We start from the raw sequence: 17,980 nt of genomic DNA on the forward strand, positions 1-17,980 counted from the left end.
GGGTCGGTGCTCGGGACGGCGCCCGGGCCCTCAATCCTCGGGCGGGCCCTCCAGCAGGGCACGCAGCCCCGGCCAGGCGTCCGCGAAGGCCGGGAGGAGGTCGAGGCCCGCGACGTCGTCGACCGGGACCCACCGGACCTCGATGCTCTCGGCGTCGGTCGCACGCGGCTCGACCGGTGTGCCGTCCACGACCTCCGCGAGGACCGTCGTGTACCGCCACGGGCCGTGGTCGAGCACGCGCTCGCCCACGACGCGCACGGCCGCGGGGTCGATCCCCGCCTCCTCCTCCGCCTCGCGCAGGGCTCCCTGCGCGGCGGTCTCGTCCGGCCCGACGGCGCCCCCCGGCACGCCCCACGTCCCGCCCTGGTCGGACCACGGGGCCCGGTGCTGGAGCACGACGTCGGTCGGCCGCCCGGCGCCGTCGCGCCGGGCGAGCAGCAGCCCGGCCGCCCCGAACAGCCCCCAGTGCCGGCGTCCGCACGCGCACTCGACCCAGCCGTCGCCGGGCTGGAGGTGGCGGGGGAGCCGGGTCGGCGGCTCGTCGGGGTCGCGGGGGGCGGTCGGGATCGTCACGAGCCCCATGCTGCCAGCCCGGTGCCGTGCCCCGCCGCGCGCGGCGGTGCGCCGTCGGCGAATTCCGTGGACCGTGTGGGTGGCGCCCGGCACGATGTCCGGGTGAGCCATACGCCGTACGAGAACACCGACGCCGCGCCCGCGGACGCTGTCGACCGTCCCGTCGAGGACGACGCGCTCGCCCGGCCCCGGTGGCGCCGGGACACGGCGGTGTTCCTGTCGGGGCAGACGGTGTCCCTGTTCGGCTCGATGCTCGTCCAGTACGCCGTCATGTGGCACCTGACGATCGAGACCAAGTCCGGCTCGGTGCTCGCGCTGAGCACGCTGTTCGGGTTCCTGCCGCAGGCCGTCGTCTCGATCTTCGGAGGCGTGTGGGCGGACCGGGTGAACCGCAAGGTGCTCGTCATCGCCGCCGACGCCACGATCGCCGTGACGACGCTGGCGCTCGCGCTCCTCATGCTCGGCGGGGCCGACGACCTCTGGCTCATCTACGCCGCGCTCGCGGTCCGCTCGACGGGCGCCGGCGTCCAGACCCCGGCCGTCGCGGCGCTGCTCCCGCAGATCGTGCCCACGAGCAGGCTCCTGCGGGTCAACGGCATCAACCAGTCGATCCAGTCCGCGATGATGCTCCTCGCGCCCGCGGTCGCCGCCGCCCTGTACGCGAGCCTGTCCCTGGTCGCCGTGTTCTTCGTCGACGTCGTCACCGCCGTGGTCGGGATCGGGCTCCTCCTGCTCGTGCCCGTCCCGACCCTCGCGCGCGCCGCCGCGGGCGAGCGTGCGGGGTACTTCGACGACCTCGTCGAAGGGTTCCGCTACCTCGGGTCGCACCCGTTCGTCCGGTGGGTGCTGGGCCTCTACGCCGTCGTGTTCCTGCTCATCGTCGCGCCGTCGTACCTCACGCCGCTCATGGTCGCGCGCACCTTCGGCGAGGAGGTCTGGAAGCTCACTGTCAACGAGGTCGCGTTCTCCGTCGGGATGCTCCTCGGGGGCGTGCTGCTCGCGACGTGGGGCGGCCTCAAGAACCGGATCGCGATGATCGTCGGCTCGACGTTCGTCTTCGGCCTGCTGTCGGTCGCGATGGGCGTCTCGACGAACATGTGGGTGTTCTTCGCCTTCATGTTCCTGCTCGGGCTCTCCGTGCCGCCCTTCTCCACGACGTCGATGACCGTGCTCCAGGAGACCGTCGAGCCGGAGCGCCAGGGCCGGGTGTTCGGGTTCGTCGGCATCGTCATGGCCGTCTCGATGCCGCTCGGCATGGTCGTGTTCGGCCCGCTCGCGGACCGCTTCTCCGTCGAGTCGCTGCTCGTGGTCTCCGGCGTCCTCATGTTCGTCGTCGTGACCGTCGCCGTCGCGCTGCCCTCGGGACGGCGGGCGATGCGCGCCGCCGCCCAGCCCGGCTGACGGCAGGCAGACGGCGAGCTCGGCACCCGCGGTCGGGAACGGCAGTCGGTGCTACCGATCTCGACCTCGGGTGCCGAGCTCGGTCGGAGGTGCCGATCTCGGGACGCTCGTGCCGACCCCGGCCGGTCGCCGGGGTGGGACGCGCAGGTCAGTCGACGATCTCGCAGATGGCGGTGCCCGAGCTGACGCTCGCGCCCGCGGTCGCCGAGAGCGAACGGACGGTGCCGGCGCGGTGGGCGAGGAGGGGCTGCTCCATCTTCATCGCCTCGAGCACGACGACGAGGTCGCCCTCGGCGACCTGGGTGCCGTCGGCCACGGCGACCTTGACGATGGTGCCCTGCATGGGCGAGGCGAGCGTCGTGCCCGAGCCGCCGCCGTTGGACTTCGCGGCGCTGCGACGCGCGGGGCGTCGGGCGGCGTTGGCGGTGCGGGCACGCCCGGCGGCCATGCCGAGCCCGGCGGGCAGCACGACCTCGAGCCGCTTGCCGCCGACCTCGACGACGACGCGCTCGGTCGCGAGCGGCTCGTCGTCCTCGTCCGCGGGCGCCGCGGGAGCGGGCGCGAGCGTGGCGAGCCGGTCGGCGAACTCGGTCTCGATCCACCGGGTGTGCACGCGGAACGGCTCGTCGTCGGTGGGGACGAACGCCTCGGCGTCGAGCACGGCCCGGTGGAACGGGACGACGGTCGGGATGCCCTCGACCTCGAGCTCGCGCAGGGCGCGGCGGGCGCGCTGGACGGCCTGCTCGCGCGTGGCGCCGGTGACGACGAGCTTGGCGATCATCGAGTCGAACGCGCCGGAGATGGTGTCGCCCTCGACGACGCCGGAGTCGACGCGCACGCCCGGTCCGGACGGGAAGCGCAGGCGCGTGATGCGCCCCGGGGCGGGGAGGAAGTTGGCCGCCGGGTCCTCGCCGTTGATGCGGAACTCGATCGAGTGGCCGCGCACCTGCGTGGAGGTGTACCCGAGCGGCTCCCCGGCGGCGATGCGCAGCTGCTCGCGCACGAGGTCGATGCCGGTGACCTCCTCGGAGACGGGGTGCTCGACCTGCAGGCGGGTGTTGACCTCGAGGAAGGAGATGGTGCCGTCGGCGCCGACGAGGAACTCGCACGTCCCGGCGCCCACGTACCCGGCCTCCCGGAGGATGGCCTCGGACGCCTTGTACAGCTCGGCCTCCTGCGCGGCGCTGAGGAACGGCGCGGGCGCCTCCTCGACGAGCTTCTGGTGGCGACGCTGGAGCGAGCAGTCGCGCGTGGACACGACGACGACCGTGCCGTGCTCGTCGGCCAGGCACTGGGTCTCGACGTGCCGGGGGGTGTCGAGGTACCGCTCGACGAAGCACTCGCCGCGCCCGAACGCCGCGGTCGCCTCGCGGACGGCGGACTCGTAGAGCTCGTCGATCTCGTCGGTGGTGCGTGCGACCTTGAGGCCGCGGCCGCCGCCGCCGAACGCCGCCTTGATCGCGATGGGCAGCCCGTGCTCGGCCGCGAACGCGTGGACCTCGCTCGCGTCGGCGACCGGGTCGGGCGTGCCGGGCACGAGGGGGGCGCCCGCACGGTGCGCGATGTGGCGGGCGCTGACCTTGTCGCCGAGCGCGTCGATCGCGGCGGGCGGCGGGCCGATCCAGACGAGCCCGGCGTCGAGCACGGCCTGCGCGAACTCGGCGTTCTCGGCGAGGAAGCCGTACCCGGGGTGCACGGCGTCGGCGCCGGAGCGGCGCGCGACGTCGAGGAGCTTCGCGATGTCGAGGTAGGTCTCGGCCGCGCGCGTGCCGCCGAGCGCGAACGCCTCGTCGGCGAGGTGCACGTGCAGGGCCTGGCGGTCGGGGTCGGCGTAGACCGCGACGGACGCGATGCCGGCGTCGGCGCACGCGCGCACGATCCGGACGGCGATCTCGCCACGGTTGGCGACGAGGACCTTGCTCAGGGGGCGGGTGGGGTTCGCGGGCACGGCTCACGGTAACGCGTGCGCACGGCGCGGTTCACGCTCCTGCGCGCGGTACCGGACAAGATTGGAGAACAAACCAAGCCGCGCCGAGGGCGGTTGTCGGAAACCTCCATAGCGGCCCGTCCCTGGGCTCCGAGAGGTGCGCGGCGTTGTCCGGCCTCGACAACGGGCGCCGCGCAGCGCGTCAGGCGCGCAGCGCGTGCCAGGCCACGCCGACCTCGCGCAGGAGCGACCGCACGAGCGGCAGGCTGATCCCGACGACGCCGTGGTGGTCGCCCTCGATCCGCTCGACGTACGGGCCGCCGAGGCCGTCGACCGTGAAGGCGCCGGCCACGTGGAGCGGCTCGCCGGTGGCGACGTACGCGTCGATCTCGTCGTCGGCGAGGTCGGCGAAGTGCACGACGGTCGAGCTCGTCGCGCCGACGGCGGCGCCCGTCCCCCCGGCGTCGGCCGGGCGCAGGTCCACGAGCCAGTGCCCGGTGTGCAGGACGCCGGCGCGGCCGCGCATGGCGCGCCAGCGGGCGCGCGCGTCGTCCGCGTCGGCGGGCTTGCCGAGCACCTCGCCGTCGAGCTCGAGCATCGAGTCGCACCCGACGAGCAGCGCGGCGTCGTCCTCCGGCGTCCCTGCGGCGGCCGGGTCGAGCGTGCGCACGACCTCCTCCGCCTTGGCGCGCGCGAGCACCAGCACGGCCTCGACGGGCGCGAGCCCGCCGCGCTCCGCGGCGGCGTCGCGCAGCACGGCGTCCTCGTCGACCCCGGACACGCGCACGAGCGGGTCGACGCCGGCCGCGCGGAGCGTCGCGAGGCGGGCGGGGGAGCGGGAGGCGAGGAGCAGTCGGAGCACCCGCGCAGACTACCCGGCGCGCCTCGCTGCCCCGGCTACGCGAGGAGCAGCGCGGCGACGAGGAGCACGACGGGCGAGCCGACCGTCGTGACGAGGATCGTGTCGCGCGCGAGGATCTCGCCGCGCCCGAACCGCGCCGCGTAGTTGTAGACGTTCTGCGCGGTGGGCAGCGCGGCGAGCGTCACCGCCGAGGCGACGGCCGCGTCGTCGAGCCCGAGCACGAGCCGGGCGACGACGAACGCGACCACCGGCATGACGACGAGCTTGGCGGCGCTCGCGACGCCCACGGCCGCGCGCGGCTCTCCGCGCCGCAGCGGGCGCGTGCCGTGCAGCGACATGCCGAACGCGAGCAGGATCATGGGGATCGCGGCCCCGCCGAGGATGTCGAGCGGGGCCATGACCGCGACCGGCGGCGTCCAGCCGCTCACGGAGACGACGGCGCCCGCGAGCGACCCGAGGATGATCGGGTTGCGCACGGGCTGGGCGAGGACGAGCCGCCACGACGCCCGTCCGCTCGTCGTCACGTCGAGCACGAGCAGCGTGACGGGCGCGAGCACGAGGAGCTGGAGCAGGATCACCGGCACGACGGCCGTCGCGTCGCCCAGCACGTAGACCGCGACGGGCAGGCCGATGTTGTTCGCGTTCACGTAGCCGGAGCCGACGGCGCCGACCGTCGCCTCGGGGGCGGGCAGCCGCAGCCAGAGCCGGTCGACGACGACGAACACGCCGGCCGTGACGACGGCGGACGTCGCGGCCACCGCGAGGGGCGCCTGGAACAGCGCGCCGACGTCGGCCCGGGCGAGGACGGTGAACAGCAGCGCCGGGCTCGCGACGAAGAACCCGACACGGTTGAGCGCCGTCCGCGCGTCGGGGCCCCCGATGCCCAGGCGCGCGGTGACGTACCCGGCGGCCACGACGACGGCGATGACGGCGAAGCCGGTGAGGACGGCGCCCACGGGTCAGGACGCCCGGACGCCGGCCGGCCCGGGACGGCGCGCCGCCGTCCCGGGCCGGTCGTGCGCGGGGGTCACGACGAGAGCGCGGCGCGCAGCACGTCGAGGCCCACCGAGCCGAGGTTGAGCGCACGCTCGTGGAACGCCTTCGCGTCGAACTGCTCGCCGCGCGACTGCGCCGCGGCGCGCGCGTCGTCGCGCGTGGCCTCCCACAGACGCTGCCCGACCTTGTACGACGGCGCCTGCCCCGGCCAGCCGAGGTAGCGGTCGAGCTCGAACCGCACGAACGAGTCGGGCATGTTGACGTTGGCGCGCAGGAACGCGAGCGCCTTGTCGGCGTCCCACGTGCCGCCGCCCCACTCCTGCGGCGCGGGGAGCCCGAGGTGCACGCCGATGTCGAGCACGACGCGCGCGGCACGCATGCGCTGCGCGTCGAGCATGCCGAGGCGGTCGCCGTCGTCGTCGAGGAACCCGAGGTCCGCCATGAGGCGCTCCGCGTACAGGGCCCAGCCCTCGCCGTGGCCCGAGACCCAGCACGCGAGGCGGCGCCACGTGTTGAGCGTCGCGCGCGCGTAGACGGCCTGGCCGCACTGCAGGTGGTGGCCGGGGACGCCCTCGTGGTAGACGGTCGTCTTCTCGCGCCACGTGTTGAACTCGGTGACGTCCGCGGGGACGGACCACCACATGCGGCCCGGGCGGGAGAAGTCGTCGCTCGGCGGGGTGTAGTAGATCCCGCCGGTCTGCGTCGGCGCGATCATGCACTCGAGGTCGAGCACCGGTGCGGGGATGTCGAAGTGGACGCCGTTCAGCGCGGTGACCGCGGCGTCCGACGTCTCCTGCATCCAGGCCTTGAGGGCGTCCTTGCCGAGCAGCTTGCGGCTCGGGTCGGCGTCCAGCGCCGCGACCGCGTCCTCGACGCTCGCGCCGGGACCGGCGATGCGGCGCGCGATCTCCTCCTGCTCCGCGACGACGCGCGCGAGCTCCTCCAGACCCCACGCGTACGTCTCGTCGAGGTCGACCTCGGCACCGAGGAACGTGCGCGAGAAGAGGGCGTACCGCTCGCGGCCGACGGCGTCCTCGGCGCGGGCCTGCGGGGCGAGGGTCGTCTCGAGGAAGTCCGCGAGCCGGCCGTACGCCTCGCGCGCGGCGGCGGCGCCGTGCTCGAGCTCCTTGCGCACGAGCGAGCACGCCGAGGAGTCGTCGAGGACGGCGTCGGCCTCGGGGCCCGAGACGAAGGTCGTGAAGAAGGAGCCCTGCGGGTCGGCGAGCTCGCGCGACTGCGCCACGCCGATCCGCACCTGGCGGATCGCGGCGACGTTGCCGCGCGAGGCCGCCTCCGCGAGCGACGCCATGTAGCCGTCGATCGCGCCGGGAAGGCCGTTGAGGCGGGCCGCGATGTTCTCCCACGCCTCGACGGTGCCCGTTGGCATGATGTCGAAGACGTCGCGCAGCTCCTGCACGGGCGACGCGATGTTGTTGAGGCTCGCGAGCGGCTCGCCCGCCTCGTGCAGCTCGAGCTGCAGGCCGATGCGCTCGCGCATCGCCGCGAGGGTGACGCGGTCGACGTCGTCGACCGGCTCGAGGCCGTCGAGCTCGCGCAGCACCGCGCGGTCGGCCTCGGCGCGCGCCTCGTGCCCGGCGGGGGACAGGTCGGTGACGAGGTGGTCGTAGCCGGACAGGCCCATCGAGGTGGCGGCCAGCGGGTCGAGCTCGGCGACCCGCGTGACGTACGCCTCGGCGACGGCGTCGATCGGCGTGGGGGTGCGGTCGGGGGTCCCGGCGGAGGCGCCGGCGGGGGTAGTGGTGGTGTCGCTCACCCGGACGAGACTACTCGGCGCGGGGCGGGGGCTCCGTGCGATCTTCCGGCTCGTCCGGCCAGCCCGGGTGTGCCCCGTCGTCCGCGGCCGGGACGCCCCCGCGCAGCGCGGCGAGCAGGTCGTCGGCCCAGTCGCGCTGGTAGCGGACGAGCAGCACGCCGGTCGCGTCCTCGTCGTCGGCCGCGTGCCAGACGGCGACCGGGTCACCCGGGCGCGGGGCCGCCGTGCCCGCGGGCACGACGACGCGCACCGGCCGTGCCGTCGCCACGCCCGATCCCGTCGTGACGACGAGCGTCCCGCGCACGTCGTGCGCACCGGGCTGCGGGGCGTCGGTGGCCGGCGCAGGCACGGTGAGCGTGCCCGTGGCCCGGACGGGGGCGGCGAGCAGCGCGTCGCGACCGCGCGCGAGGCGCGCGGCGGCGCGGTCGTCCAGGTAGCGCACGAGCGCGAGCACGGCCGTCAGCAGCAGGCCGAGGGTGGCGACGACGACGAGCGCCTCCGGCACGGGCCAGCCGCGCGCCGCGCCCGCGCGCTGGTAGACGAGGAGCGCGACCGTCGGCACGAAGGCGACCGCCCAGGCCCAGCGTCGCCACGCGGCGACGGGCGCGACCGGCGGCAGCGCCGTCGGGTCGGCCTCGACGGCGTCGGCCGTCGGAGCCTGCTCCACGAGCACCGCCCGCTCGGGCAGCCGCCGCACGCGCGGGGAGGGGCCGGCCGTCGTCACGAGCGCAGGCTCCAGCGCCAGGAGTCGGCGTTGTGCCGGCCCGCGCGCCCGCCGAAGCTCTTCGCCGTCGCGCCGTCGCCCGTCCCGCGCAGCACGCGCGCGCGGTTGGTCCACTCGTCCACGGGCGCGACGTCGTCGGGCACGTCGCCGGCCGCGGCCGCCGCGGCGAGCCCGGCCACGAGCGCGGCGACCTCGAGATCGTCCGGGGCGCCGCGCACGACGCGCACGCTCGGGGCGCCGGGCACCGGCTGCTGCTCGCTCACGCGTCGTCCTCGGGCTCGTCCGTGCCGCGGCCGACGCCCCACTCGGGGACGTCGTAGCCCGCCTCGGTGAGGCGCGCGTGCGCCTCGTGGCCCCACGAGTCCAGCAGCCCGACGACGTCGTCCAGGTCCGGGCCGCCGGGGTGCGAGACGACGACGTACTCCAGGGTGAACGTGTCGTCCTCCAGGTCCGCCGGGGCGGCGTCCGCGTCGTCGGCCTCCTCGCCCTCCGTCGGCTCCCACACGGACGACGTGAGGTCGGGGTGGATGCCGAGCGCCTCGTGCAGCACGTCGAAGAGCTGGGCGTTGAGCGCGCCGACGCGCGCCTCGAGCGCGAGGACGCGCGGGTCCTCGTCCGCCTCCGACGCCCCGAACTCGGCGCGCACCCCCACGGCGGTGCCGACGTACTCGTGCAGCGCCGCGGCGAGCGCGTCGACCGCGGCGTGCATCGGTGCCGGGTCGACCGCGCCGAGCGGCGCGGGGCCGTGCGTGGCGTCCTCGTGGCTCATGACCGTCCTTCTCTCGGGCCGCTCGCGCGGCGGGTCGTCGGGTGCGTGCGGTCCGCGGCGCTCACAGGGGGATGTTGCCGTGCTTCTTGGGCGGCAGGCTCGCGCGCTTGGTCCGCAGGGCCCGCAGCGCGCGCACCACCTGCACGCGCGTCTCGGACGGGCGGATCACGGCGTCCACGTAGCCGCGCTCCGCGGCGTCCCACGGGTTGACGATCGCGTCCTCGTACTCCGCGACGAGGCGCGCGCGCTCCGCCTCGACGTCGTCGCCCGCGTCGGCCGTCCGCTTGAGCGCCGCGCGCTGCAGGATGTTCACCGCGCCGCCCGCACCCATGACCGCGACCTGCGCCGTCGGCCACGCGAGGTTGACGTCCGCGCCGAGCTGCTTGGACCCCATGACGATGTAGGCGCCGCCGTACGCCTTGCGCGTGATGACCGTGACGAGCGGGACCGTGGCCTCCGCGTAGGCGTAGATGAGCTTCGCGCCGCGGCGGATGATGCCCTGGTGCTCCTGGTCGACGCCCGGCAGGAAGCCCGGGACGTCCACGAGCGTGAGCACGGGGATGTTGAACGCGTCGCACGTGCGCACGAACCGCGCCGCCTTCTCGGCCGCGTCGATGTCGAGCGTGCCCGCCATGGCGAGCGGCTGGTTCGCGACGACGCCGACCGACTGGCCCTCCACGTGCCCGAACCCGACCAGCACGTTCTTGGCGAACAGCGGCTGCACCTCGAGGAACGCGCCCTCGTCGAGCACGTGCTCGATCACCGTGCGCATGTCGTACGGCTGCGAGTCCGAGTCCGGGACGAGCGCGTCGAGCACCTCGTCCTCCTCCGTGACCGCGAGCTCGACGTCGTCGGGCAGGAACGACGGCGCGTCCGAGAGGTTGTTCTGCGGCAGGTACGACACGAGGTGGCGCACGTAGTCGATCGCGTCGTCCTCGTCGCTGCCCAGGTAGTGCGCGACACCGGACTTCTCGTTGTGCGTCAGGCCGCCGCCGAGCTCCTCGAAGCCCACGTCCTCGCCCGTCACCGCGCGGATCACGTCCGGCCCGGTGATGAACATGTTCGACGTCTTGTCGGCCATGACGATGAAGTCCGTGAGGGCGGGGGAGTACACCGCGCCGCCCGCGCTCGGGCCGAGGATGAGCGAGATCTGCGGGATCACGCCCGACGACGCGACGTTGCGGCGGAAGATCTCCGCGAACTGCGTGAGCGCCGCGACGCCCTCCTGGATGCGCGCCCCGCCGCCGTCGGAGATGCCGATGAGCGGCACCCCGGTCCGCAGCGCGAGGTCCTGCACCTTGGTGATCTTCTGCCCGTGGACCTCGCCGAGGCTCCCGCCGAACACCGTGAAGTCCTGCGAGTACACGCACACCTGGCGGCCGTCGATCGTGCCGTGCCCGACGACGACGCCGTCGCCCGCCAGCCGCTTCTTCTCCAGGCCGAAGTTGTGGGAGCGGTGCTTCGCGAACGCGTCGAGCTCGACGAAGCTCCCCTCGTCGAGGAGCGCGTCGATGCGCTCGCGGGCCGTCTTCTTGCCGCGCGCGTGCTGCTTGGTCCGCGCCGCCTCCTCGGGCAGCCCGACCGCCTCCGCGCGACGGCGGTCGAGGTCGGCGAGCTTCGCCGCGGTCCCGGTGAGGCGGGGCGCGTCGGCGCTCTCGGTCGTCGCGGGCGAGGTCGTCGCAGAGTCCGTCACGCACCCGAGCCTAGTTGGAGGATCGCACCCACTCGATGCGGCCGCCGCCAGCACCGCGGGGGCCGGTGTTGGTGGGTCCCCACAACTCCGCCGGTCGCCGGTCGGCCGGTCCCCGCCTCGTGCGGCGCCCGCGCCGTGCGCGAGGATGGCGGGCATGGCGACCGCGCGCGACCCCGAGACCCCGTCCGGCGACGAGCGACCCCCGCTGCGGGCCGACTTCCTGCGCGAGCTGCTCGTGGCGCCCGCCGGTCCGCTCGCCCGGCTCGAGGTCGTGCCCGAGTCCGCGTCCACCAACGCGGAGCTCGCGGCCGCCGTCGCGCACGACCCGGCGGCGTGGCCCGCCCCCGCGCTCCTCGTCGCCGAGCACCAGCCCGGGGGCCGCGGCCGGCTCGGCCGCTCGTGGACGACGCCGCCCCGCACCGCCCTGCTCGGCTCCCTCCTGCTGCGGCCCGACGTGCCGCGCGAGGCCCTGAGCTGGCTCCCGCTGCTCGCCGGGCTCGCGACCGCCCGCGCGCTGCGCGCCACCGCCGGCGTCGAGGCCGTCGTCAAGTGGCCCAACGACGTCCTCGTCCCCGACCCCGGCGCGGGCGAGCCCGCACCGCTGCGCAAGGTCGCCGGCATCCTCGCCGAGGTGCTGCCCGACGGCGGGGTCGTCGTCGGCGTCGGCCTCAACGTCGCACAGCGGCGCGACGAGCTGCCCGTCCCGACCGCCACGTCGCTCGCCCTCGCCGGAGCCGCGACCACCGACCGGGAGGTCGTGCTCGTCGCGCTGCACGAGGCCTTCGGCGAGGTTCTCGCGCGCTGGCAGGACGCCGGGGGCGACGCGCACGCCGCCGGGCTCGACGCCGACTGCGCCGAGGTCAGCGCCACGCTCGGCACGCGCGTGCGCGTCGAGCGCGTCGCGGGCGGGGACGTCGTCGGGCTCGCGATCGGGCTCGCCCCCGACGGCGGCCTCGAGGTCCGCCTCGACGACGGCACGACGACCGTCCACCACAGCGGCGACGTGCACCACCTGCGCCCCCACGACTGACCGGCCCACGCCTGACCCGCCCCCGGACGGCCCCTCGAGATCGGCGGTCCGCGGCCGGATCGGCGGTCGTGCGTGCCGATCTCGCGTGCGCCCGCCGACGTCGACGAGCCCGGCCGAGGAATAGGATCGCCGGGTGCCAGTGGACCCGGAGAACGAGCTCGCCCCCGCACCGTCCGCGACGACCGCGGAGGACGGCGCGCCGACCACCGAGGCCGAGGCGACCGAGGCGGTGCTCGACGAGGCGCTCCTCGGCGGACCCCGCACCCTGACCGTCGAACGGCTCGCCGAGCGGGCCGGCGTCGACGAGGACCGCGTCCGCGCCTACTGGCAGGCGCTCGGCCTCCCGCTCACCGAGGGCGAGGAGCACGCCTTCACCGAGCGCGACGCGCAGGCGCTCGCGGACGTGTTCGCGTTCGCCGAGCAGGAGCAGCTCGACCAGCGCGCGCTCACGACGCTCATCCGCTCGACGGGGCACACGACCGAGCGCCTCGTGCTGTGGCAGGTCGAAGCGCTCGTCGAGCACCTCACGCGGCGGTTCGACCTCGACGACACGAGCGCGCGCCTGCTCGTGCTCGACCGGCTGCCCGAGCTCGCGCCCGTCCTCGAGGAACAGCTCCTGCACGCGTGGCGGCGCCAGCTCGCGGCCGTCGCCGGCAGGTTCGCGGTCGAGTTCTCCGACGCCCGCGCGACGGCGGTCGACGAGCACGAGCTCCCGCTGCCGCGCGCGGTCGGGTTCGCGGACATCGTGTCCTTCACGCAGCGCACGCGCGGCCTCGGCTCGAGCGAGCTCGCCGAGTTCGTGCAGCTCTTCGAGACGAGCGCGCGCGACGTCATCACCGCGGCGGGCGGTCGCGTCGTCAAGACGATCGGCGACGCGGTGCTCTACGTGGCCGACGACGTCGCGACCGGTGCGCGCGTCGCGCTCGGCCTGGCCGCGGCGGGCGGCCGCGAGGAGGACGTCGACGTGCCGCCCGTGCGCGTGAGCCTCGTGTGGGGCCGCGTGCTGTCCCGGTTCGGCGACGTGTTCGGCCCGAGCGTCAACCTCGCGGCGCGCCTCGTCGACATCGCCGACCCGACGACGGTGCTCGTCGACCGCGAGACCGCGGGCCTGCTCGCCGGCGACCAGCGGTTCGCGCTCACGGCGCAGCCCGAGACGGAGGTGCAGGGCCTCGGGACGATCGAGCCCGTGCGCCTCCAGTGGGCCTACCGCGGCTGACCGGCTGCGCCGGGCGCGCGGCCGCCGACGTCCGCGCGGCAGGACCCGTGCCGGTCAGACGGCCTCGAGGAGCCCCGGGCCGTCGTTCGTCACCGAGTTGACCAGGGTCGAGATCTCGCGCGCGACCATGGGGACGTCGTCGTGCGGGCCGCCGAGCCCGAGGAGGTCGGCGGCGCCCCGCGCGTCGACCGCCGGGTCGAGCCACGCGTCCCAGGCGTCGGACGGCAGGGCGAGCGGCATGCGGTCGTGGATCTCGGCGAGGTAGGGCGCCGCGTCGGTCGTGATGATGGTCGTCGAGACGAGCCAGCGGTCCGGGTCGTCGTCCGCCTTGGTGCGGTCGCGCCAGAACTCGTAGAGCCCCGCGAACGCGGCGCTGCGCCCGTCGCCGGGCGCGATCCAGTACGGCTGCTTGAGGACCTTGCCCCGGCGCGCCGGCGCGCCCGCCGACCCGGCGGGGGACGCGCCGTCGGGCAGGACGCGCCACTCGTAGTAGCCGTCGGCGGGCACGAGGCACCGGCGCACGCCGAACGGCTTGGCGAACGCCGGCTTGTCGAGGATCGACTCCGCGCGCGCGTTGATCATGCGCGCGCCGCCCTTCGGGTCCTTCGACCACGACGGGACGAGGCCCCAGCGTGCGAGCCGCAGCGAGCGGCGCACCTCGCCTGTGTCCTTCGCGGCGCGCTCGACGACGATCCGCACCGGGTCCGTCGGCGCGAGGTTCCACGACGGCGGGAGGAGGCGCGCGTCGTCGGCCACGTCGGCGATCGCGAACTCGTCCGCGAGGTCCTGGGCGTCCCGGAAGGAGGCATAGCGTCCGCACATGCCTCCAGGGTGCCGCACGCCACCCACGCTCGCGTCGGGCCGGTAGGCGGGCGCCCGGGGAGGGCCGCCGGGCTGTGCGCGTGACGCCGGGCCTGCGCCGGGGGAGAGCAGGGTCACGCCCGTGAGCCCGGTCCGCACGCGATCGAATCGTTACGATGGGAGTCATGCCACCCTCCTCGGTCGACCCCGCCGTGCCCCGACCGAGATCGTCCGCCCGCTGGGTCCTGCTCCTCGGCGCGCTCGCCACGCTGCCCGCGCTCACGGTGGACATGTACCTCCCGCTCCTGCCCGAGGTGGGCGCCGAGCTCGGTGCGCCCGACTCCCTCGCGCAGCTCACGCTGTCCGGCATGCTTCTCGGCGGCGCCGTCGGGCAGCTCGTCATCGGGCCGCTCTCCGACCGCTACGGCCGTCGTCTGCCCGTGCTCGTCGGGCTCTCGCTGCACGTCGTCACGTCGATCCTGTGCGCGTTCGCGCCCAACATCGGCATCCTCGTCGGCCTGCGCGTGCTCCAGGGGTTCTTCAACGCGTCCGCGTCCGTCGTCGCGATCGCCGCCATCCGCGACCGGTTCACCGGGTCCGAGGCCGCGCGCGTCCTGTCGCGCCTCATGCTCGTCATCGGGCTCGCGCCGCTCCTCGCGCCCTCCATCGGCTCGTTCATCGGCGCGCACGCCACCTGGCGGGCGGTCTTCTGGGTCCTCGCGCTCGGCGGCGTCGTGCTCGGCGCGATCGTCCTGTTCTTCATGCCCGAGTCCCTGCCGCTCGAGCGTCGTCGCCCCGCCGGAGCGCGCACCGTCCTGCGCGGGTACGCGGGCCTCCTGCGCGACCGGCACTTCGTCGCGCTCGCCGTGCTCCCCGGTCTCGGGCAGGCCGTGCTCATGAGCTACGTCGTCGGCTCACCCTTCGTCCTGCAGGAGGGGTACGGGCTCAGCCACGGGCAGTTCGCGCTCCTGTTCGCCGTGAACGGCATCGGGCTCGTGCTGTCGGCGCAGGCGAACGCCGCGCTCGTCCGCCGCGTCGCGCCCGTGCGGCTGCTCCGGACGGCGCTCGTGGTGCAGGGCGTGTTCGCCGTCGGCCTCCTCGTGGTCGCCCTGACGGGGGCGGGCGGCATCGTCGGGATCGTCGCCGCGCTGTTCCTCGTCCTGTCCATGCAGGGCCTCATTCCCGCGAACGCCTCCGCGCTCGCGCTCACCCGGCACGGCGAGATCGCCGGCACCGCCGCCGCGGTCATCGGCGCGTTCCAGGCCGGCGTCGCCGGGCTCGTGAGCCCGCTCGTCGGCGTCCTCGGCGGCGACGCCGTCGCGATGTCCACCGTCATGCTCGGGGCGGTCGTCGCGTCGATCCTCGTGCTCGGGCTCGCCACGCCCGCGTTCCGCCGCGGAGGCTGGCACACGCCCGTCTGACCCGTTCTTCGCCGCCCTTTCACACGTCCTCCTGCCGGTCCGGCGCACGTTTCCGCGCGCAACCCTCTACTCTCGGACCGTGCCGAAGTCCGCCCCCGCCTCGCCGCCCGCACGCGCGAGGTCCCGCGCGACGCAGGAGACGCGTTCCCGGGAGGGCGGGACGGACAAGCCCACCGGGGGCCCGCACCACGCCCGCGCGCTCCGTTCGCACCGCGTCGCGAGGGCGATCGGGCTCGTCCTCACCGGCGCGCTCGTCTTCGTCGCCGTCGGCGCGGGAGCCGTGTACCTCGACCTCAAGTCGAAGATCACCGTGAGCGACGTGTCCGAGTACGTGGTCGGCATGCCGACCGAGGAACCACCGAAGGACCCCTCCGACCCGTTCGCGGGCAAGGCGCTCAACATCCTCGTCATGGGCACGGACTACCGCGACGCCGAGAACGCCGCGCTCGCGGGCGAGGAGGAGGGCATGCGGTCCGACACCACGTTCATCGTGCACGTGTCCGGCGACCGCACGCGCATGGAGGTGGTGTCGATCCCGCGCGACTCGCTCGTCGACCTGCCCGCGTGCAAGCTGCCCGACGGGTCGATGTCCTCGCCCCGGCGCAACACCATGTTCAACGAGGCGTTCCAGATCGGGTCGGGCGGCGTCGACGACATGGACGCGGCCGCCGGCTGCACGATCTCGTCGGTCTACAGCCTCACGGGCGTGCCCATCACCAACCACGTCGTGGTGAAGATGACCGGGGTCATCGGCGTGGTCGACGCGATCGACGGCGTGACGATGTGCTTCCCGGAGCCGATCAAGGAGGATCCCCGGTACGGCACCCTCGACCTGCCCGCCGGCGAGCACACGCTCGACGGTCACGAGGCGATCGGCTTCCTGCGTGCGCGTCATGGCACGGGGATGGGCCTCGAGATGGGCTCCGACCTCACGCGCATCGCCCGGCAGCAGGCGTTCATCGACTCGGCGGTGCGCGAGCTGCTCTCGCAGAACATCATCACCAACTCGCCCCAGCTCTACGGGGTCATCGAGGCCGTGCTCGGCTCCATCAGCGCGGACCCCACGATCGCGGACCCGACGGCGCTCGCCGGGCTGGCGTTCAGCCTGCGGGCCATCAAGCCTTCCGAGGTCGTCTTCACCCAGGTCCCGGTCGTGGACGCGGCGAGCGACCGCAACCGCGTCGAGTGGACGGCGGAGGCCGACGCGATCTGGCAGCGGCTGATCGACGACACGCCCCCGCCCGGCCACGAGCCCGTCACGGACCCGCGCGACGACGCCACGGCCCCCGCGGACGGCGCGACCGACCCCGGTGCGGGGACGGACCCGGGCACCACCGACCCCGGGACCGGAGCCGTCGACCCCGGCACGGGCGCGACGGACCCCGGTGCCGGGACCGACCCGGGCGACGGCGCGACGGAAGCGCCACGCGACGGCGTGTGCCCCTGACCTCGCTCAGGGCCGCGACGCGCCGAGCGCGGCCAGGCGCCGCACCGCCTCGTGCAGGACGTCCTCGCGCTTGACGAACGTGAACCGGACGCGGGACGCGAGCGCGCGCGCCGTCGTCGACCCCGGGGTGCAGAACGCGCTCACGGGGACGGCCACGACGCCCGCGAGGGCGGGCAGCTCGCGGCACAGCGCGGTGCCGTCCTCGAATCCGAGCGCGGCGCCGTCGGCGATGACGAAGTACGTGCCCTGCGGCACGACGACGTCGAACCCCGCGCGGACCAGGCCCTCGCACAGCAGGTCGCGGCGTGCGGCGAGCGAGTCCGCGAGCGCGCGCGGGGTCTCGTCGTCCGCGAGCGCGTCGGCGATCGCGGGCTGGAACGGCGCGCCCGACGTGTAGGTGAGGAACTGCTTCACCGTGCGGACCGCCGTCACGAGCGGCTCGGGGCCGTGCAGCCACCCCACCTTCCACCCCGTGAACGAGAACGTCTTGCCGGCCGAGGAGATCGTGATCGTCCGCTGCCGCATCCCCGGCAGGGTCGCGATCGGCACGTGCCGGGCGTCGTCGAACGTCAGGTGCTCGTACACCTCGTCCGTGACGACCACGACGTCGTGCCGGCGCGCGACGGCGGCGATCGCGTCGAGCTCGTCGAGGTCGAGTACCGTGCCCGTCGGGTTGTGCGGCGAGTTCACGACGATCAGGCGCGTCCGGTCGGTGACGGCGGCGCGCAGCGCGTCCACGTCGAGCCGGAAGCGGTCGGGGCCGGGGAGCAGGGGGACCGTGACGTGCCGCGCGCCCGCGAGCGCGATGCACGCGGCGTGGGAGTCGTAGAACGGCTCCAGCGTCACGACGTCGTCGCCCGGCCCGGCGAGCGCGAGGATCGTCGCCGCGAGGGCCTCGGTGGCGCCCGTCGTCACGAGCACCTCGGTCTCCGGGTCCGGGTCCAGGCCGTAGTGGCGGAGCTGGTGGCTCGCGACGGCGTTGCGCAGCTCGAGGATGCCCGGGCCCGGCGGGTACTGGTTGTGGCCGTCCTCGATCGCGCGCACCGCGGCGTGCTTCACCGCGGCCGGGCCGTCGACGTCCGGGAAGCCCTGCCCGAGGTTGATCGCCCAGGTGCGCTGCGCGAGCGCCGTCATCTCGGCGAAGATCGTCGCCGCGACCGCGCCGTCGGCGCCCAGGAGGCCCGTGGCGCGCGCGGCGGCCTGCCAGCGGCCGGGCGGGAGGTCCGTCATGGCCCGACCCTAGCCGTCGCGACGACCACGATGTGGGACGCCGGGAGGGAGGTCTTGCCTCGACGGCGCGGGATTCCGGGGCGCCCGCGACCTCGTCCACAGGGGCGGTTCACGGG

The 17,980-nt window shown here is 75.1% G+C and carries 16 protein-coding genes; 5 read left to right on the top strand and 11 right to left on the bottom strand.

The features are described from left to right. Positions 1 to 30: 30 nt before the first annotated feature. Entirely contained in the window at positions 31 to 567 is a 537-nt protein-coding gene (locus ACI769_RS01370) for an NUDIX domain-containing protein (protein ID WP_043651364.1), read from the bottom strand. Positions 568 to 675: 108 nt separating this feature from the next. Between ACI769_RS01370 and ACI769_RS01375 the strand changes: the two genes are divergently transcribed. Then, positions 676 to 1,974, top strand: coding sequence for an MFS transporter (locus tag ACI769_RS01375; protein WP_043651307.1), 1,299 nt, complete (start codon positions 676 to 678; stop codon positions 1,972 to 1,974). A 148-nt stretch (positions 1,975 to 2,122) separates the two neighbouring features. Here the strand turns inward: ACI769_RS01375 and ACI769_RS01380 are convergent, their stop codons facing one another. The 8 genes from ACI769_RS01380 to ACI769_RS01415 form a co-directional block, all read right to left on the bottom strand. After that, positions 2,123 to 3,898, bottom strand: a complete 1,776-nt coding sequence (locus ACI769_RS01380) for a biotin carboxylase N-terminal domain-containing protein (RefSeq protein WP_076405403.1) — start codon at positions 3,896 to 3,898, stop codon at positions 2,123 to 2,125. Positions 3,899 to 4,103: 205 nt separating this feature from the next. Beyond that, positions 4,104 to 4,763: a nucleoside triphosphate pyrophosphatase gene (locus ACI769_RS01385; protein ID WP_043651310.1), complete on the bottom strand. Its 660-nt coding sequence runs from the start codon at positions 4,761 to 4,763 to the stop codon at positions 4,104 to 4,106. Positions 4,764 to 4,798: 35 nt separating this feature from the next. After that, complete coding sequence (locus ACI769_RS01390; protein ID WP_043651312.1) at positions 4,799 to 5,719, bottom strand: AEC family transporter; 921 nt, start codon at positions 5,717 to 5,719, stop codon at positions 4,799 to 4,801. A gap of 71 nt (positions 5,720 to 5,790) precedes the next feature. Beyond that, a complete protein-coding gene (locus tag ACI769_RS01395; protein WP_051027485.1) occupies positions 5,791 to 7,533 on the bottom strand; it encodes a DUF885 domain-containing protein in 1,743 nt (580 codons plus the stop codon). Positions 7,534 to 7,543: 10 nt separating this feature from the next. Continuing rightward, positions 7,544 to 8,257 (bottom strand): hypothetical protein, encoded by a 714-nt coding sequence (locus ACI769_RS01400; RefSeq protein ID WP_085388244.1) that lies wholly within the window; start codon positions 8,255 to 8,257, stop codon positions 7,544 to 7,546. Beyond that, positions 8,254 to 8,520, bottom strand: coding sequence for an acyl-CoA carboxylase epsilon subunit (locus ACI769_RS01405; RefSeq protein WP_409141074.1), 267 nt, complete (start codon positions 8,518 to 8,520; stop codon positions 8,254 to 8,256). Before ACI769_RS01405 ends, ACI769_RS01400 begins: the two co-directional genes overlap by 4 nt. Beyond that, entirely contained in the window at positions 8,517 to 9,026 is a 510-nt protein-coding gene (locus tag ACI769_RS01410; RefSeq protein ID WP_409141075.1) for a hypothetical protein, read from the bottom strand. Before ACI769_RS01410 ends, ACI769_RS01405 begins: the two co-directional genes overlap by 4 nt. A gap of 61 nt (positions 9,027 to 9,087) precedes the next feature. Then, positions 9,088 to 10,719, bottom strand: coding sequence for an acyl-CoA carboxylase subunit beta (locus ACI769_RS01415; RefSeq protein WP_409141076.1), 1,632 nt, complete (start codon positions 10,717 to 10,719; stop codon positions 9,088 to 9,090). 154 nt (positions 10,720 to 10,873) lie between these two features. Here ACI769_RS01415 and ACI769_RS01420 point away from each other — a divergent pair, with 154 nt between their 5' ends. Together ACI769_RS01420 and ACI769_RS01425 are read left to right on the top strand one after the other, a co-directional pair. Further along, positions 10,874 to 11,749: a biotin--[acetyl-CoA-carboxylase] ligase gene (locus ACI769_RS01420; RefSeq protein ID WP_085388241.1), complete on the top strand. Its 876-nt coding sequence runs from the start codon at positions 10,874 to 10,876 to the stop codon at positions 11,747 to 11,749. 133 nt (positions 11,750 to 11,882) lie between these two features. Further along, positions 11,883 to 12,965 carry an adenylate/guanylate cyclase domain-containing protein gene (locus ACI769_RS01425; protein WP_369824877.1) on the top strand — a complete coding sequence of 361 codons (1,083 nt, stop codon included), beginning with the start codon at positions 11,883 to 11,885 and terminating at the stop codon, positions 12,963 to 12,965. A gap of 54 nt (positions 12,966 to 13,019) precedes the next feature. On the opposite strand, the gene ACI769_RS01430 is transcribed toward ACI769_RS01425, so the two are convergent. Further along, positions 13,020 to 13,787: an SOS response-associated peptidase gene (locus tag ACI769_RS01430; RefSeq protein WP_043651325.1), complete on the bottom strand. Its 768-nt coding sequence runs from the start codon at positions 13,785 to 13,787 to the stop codon at positions 13,020 to 13,022. Between the two features lie 164 nt (positions 13,788 to 13,951). Between ACI769_RS01430 and ACI769_RS01435 the strand changes: the two genes are divergently transcribed. Together ACI769_RS01435 and ACI769_RS01440 are read left to right on the top strand one after the other, a co-directional pair. After that, positions 13,952 to 15,187 carry a multidrug effflux MFS transporter gene (locus tag ACI769_RS01435; protein ID WP_085388240.1) on the top strand — a complete coding sequence of 412 codons (1,236 nt, stop codon included), beginning with the start codon at positions 13,952 to 13,954 and terminating at the stop codon, positions 15,185 to 15,187. Between the two features lie 79 nt (positions 15,188 to 15,266). Continuing rightward, positions 15,267 to 16,634 carry an LCP family protein gene (locus tag ACI769_RS01440; RefSeq protein ID WP_409141077.1) on the top strand — a complete coding sequence of 456 codons (1,368 nt, stop codon included), beginning with the start codon at positions 15,267 to 15,269 and terminating at the stop codon, positions 16,632 to 16,634. 6 nt (positions 16,635 to 16,640) lie between these two features. Here ACI769_RS01440 and ACI769_RS01445 read toward each other — a convergent pair whose 3' ends face one another. After that, complete coding sequence (locus ACI769_RS01445; protein WP_409141078.1) at positions 16,641 to 17,864, bottom strand: pyridoxal phosphate-dependent aminotransferase; 1,224 nt, start codon at positions 17,862 to 17,864, stop codon at positions 16,641 to 16,643. Between the last annotated feature and the right edge of the window lie 116 nt (positions 17,865 to 17,980).

This window comes from Cellulosimicrobium sp. RS, assembly GCF_046159675.1.
GTDB classification, from domain to species: Bacteria; Actinomycetota; Actinomycetes; order Actinomycetales; family Cellulomonadaceae; genus Cellulosimicrobium; species Cellulosimicrobium funkei.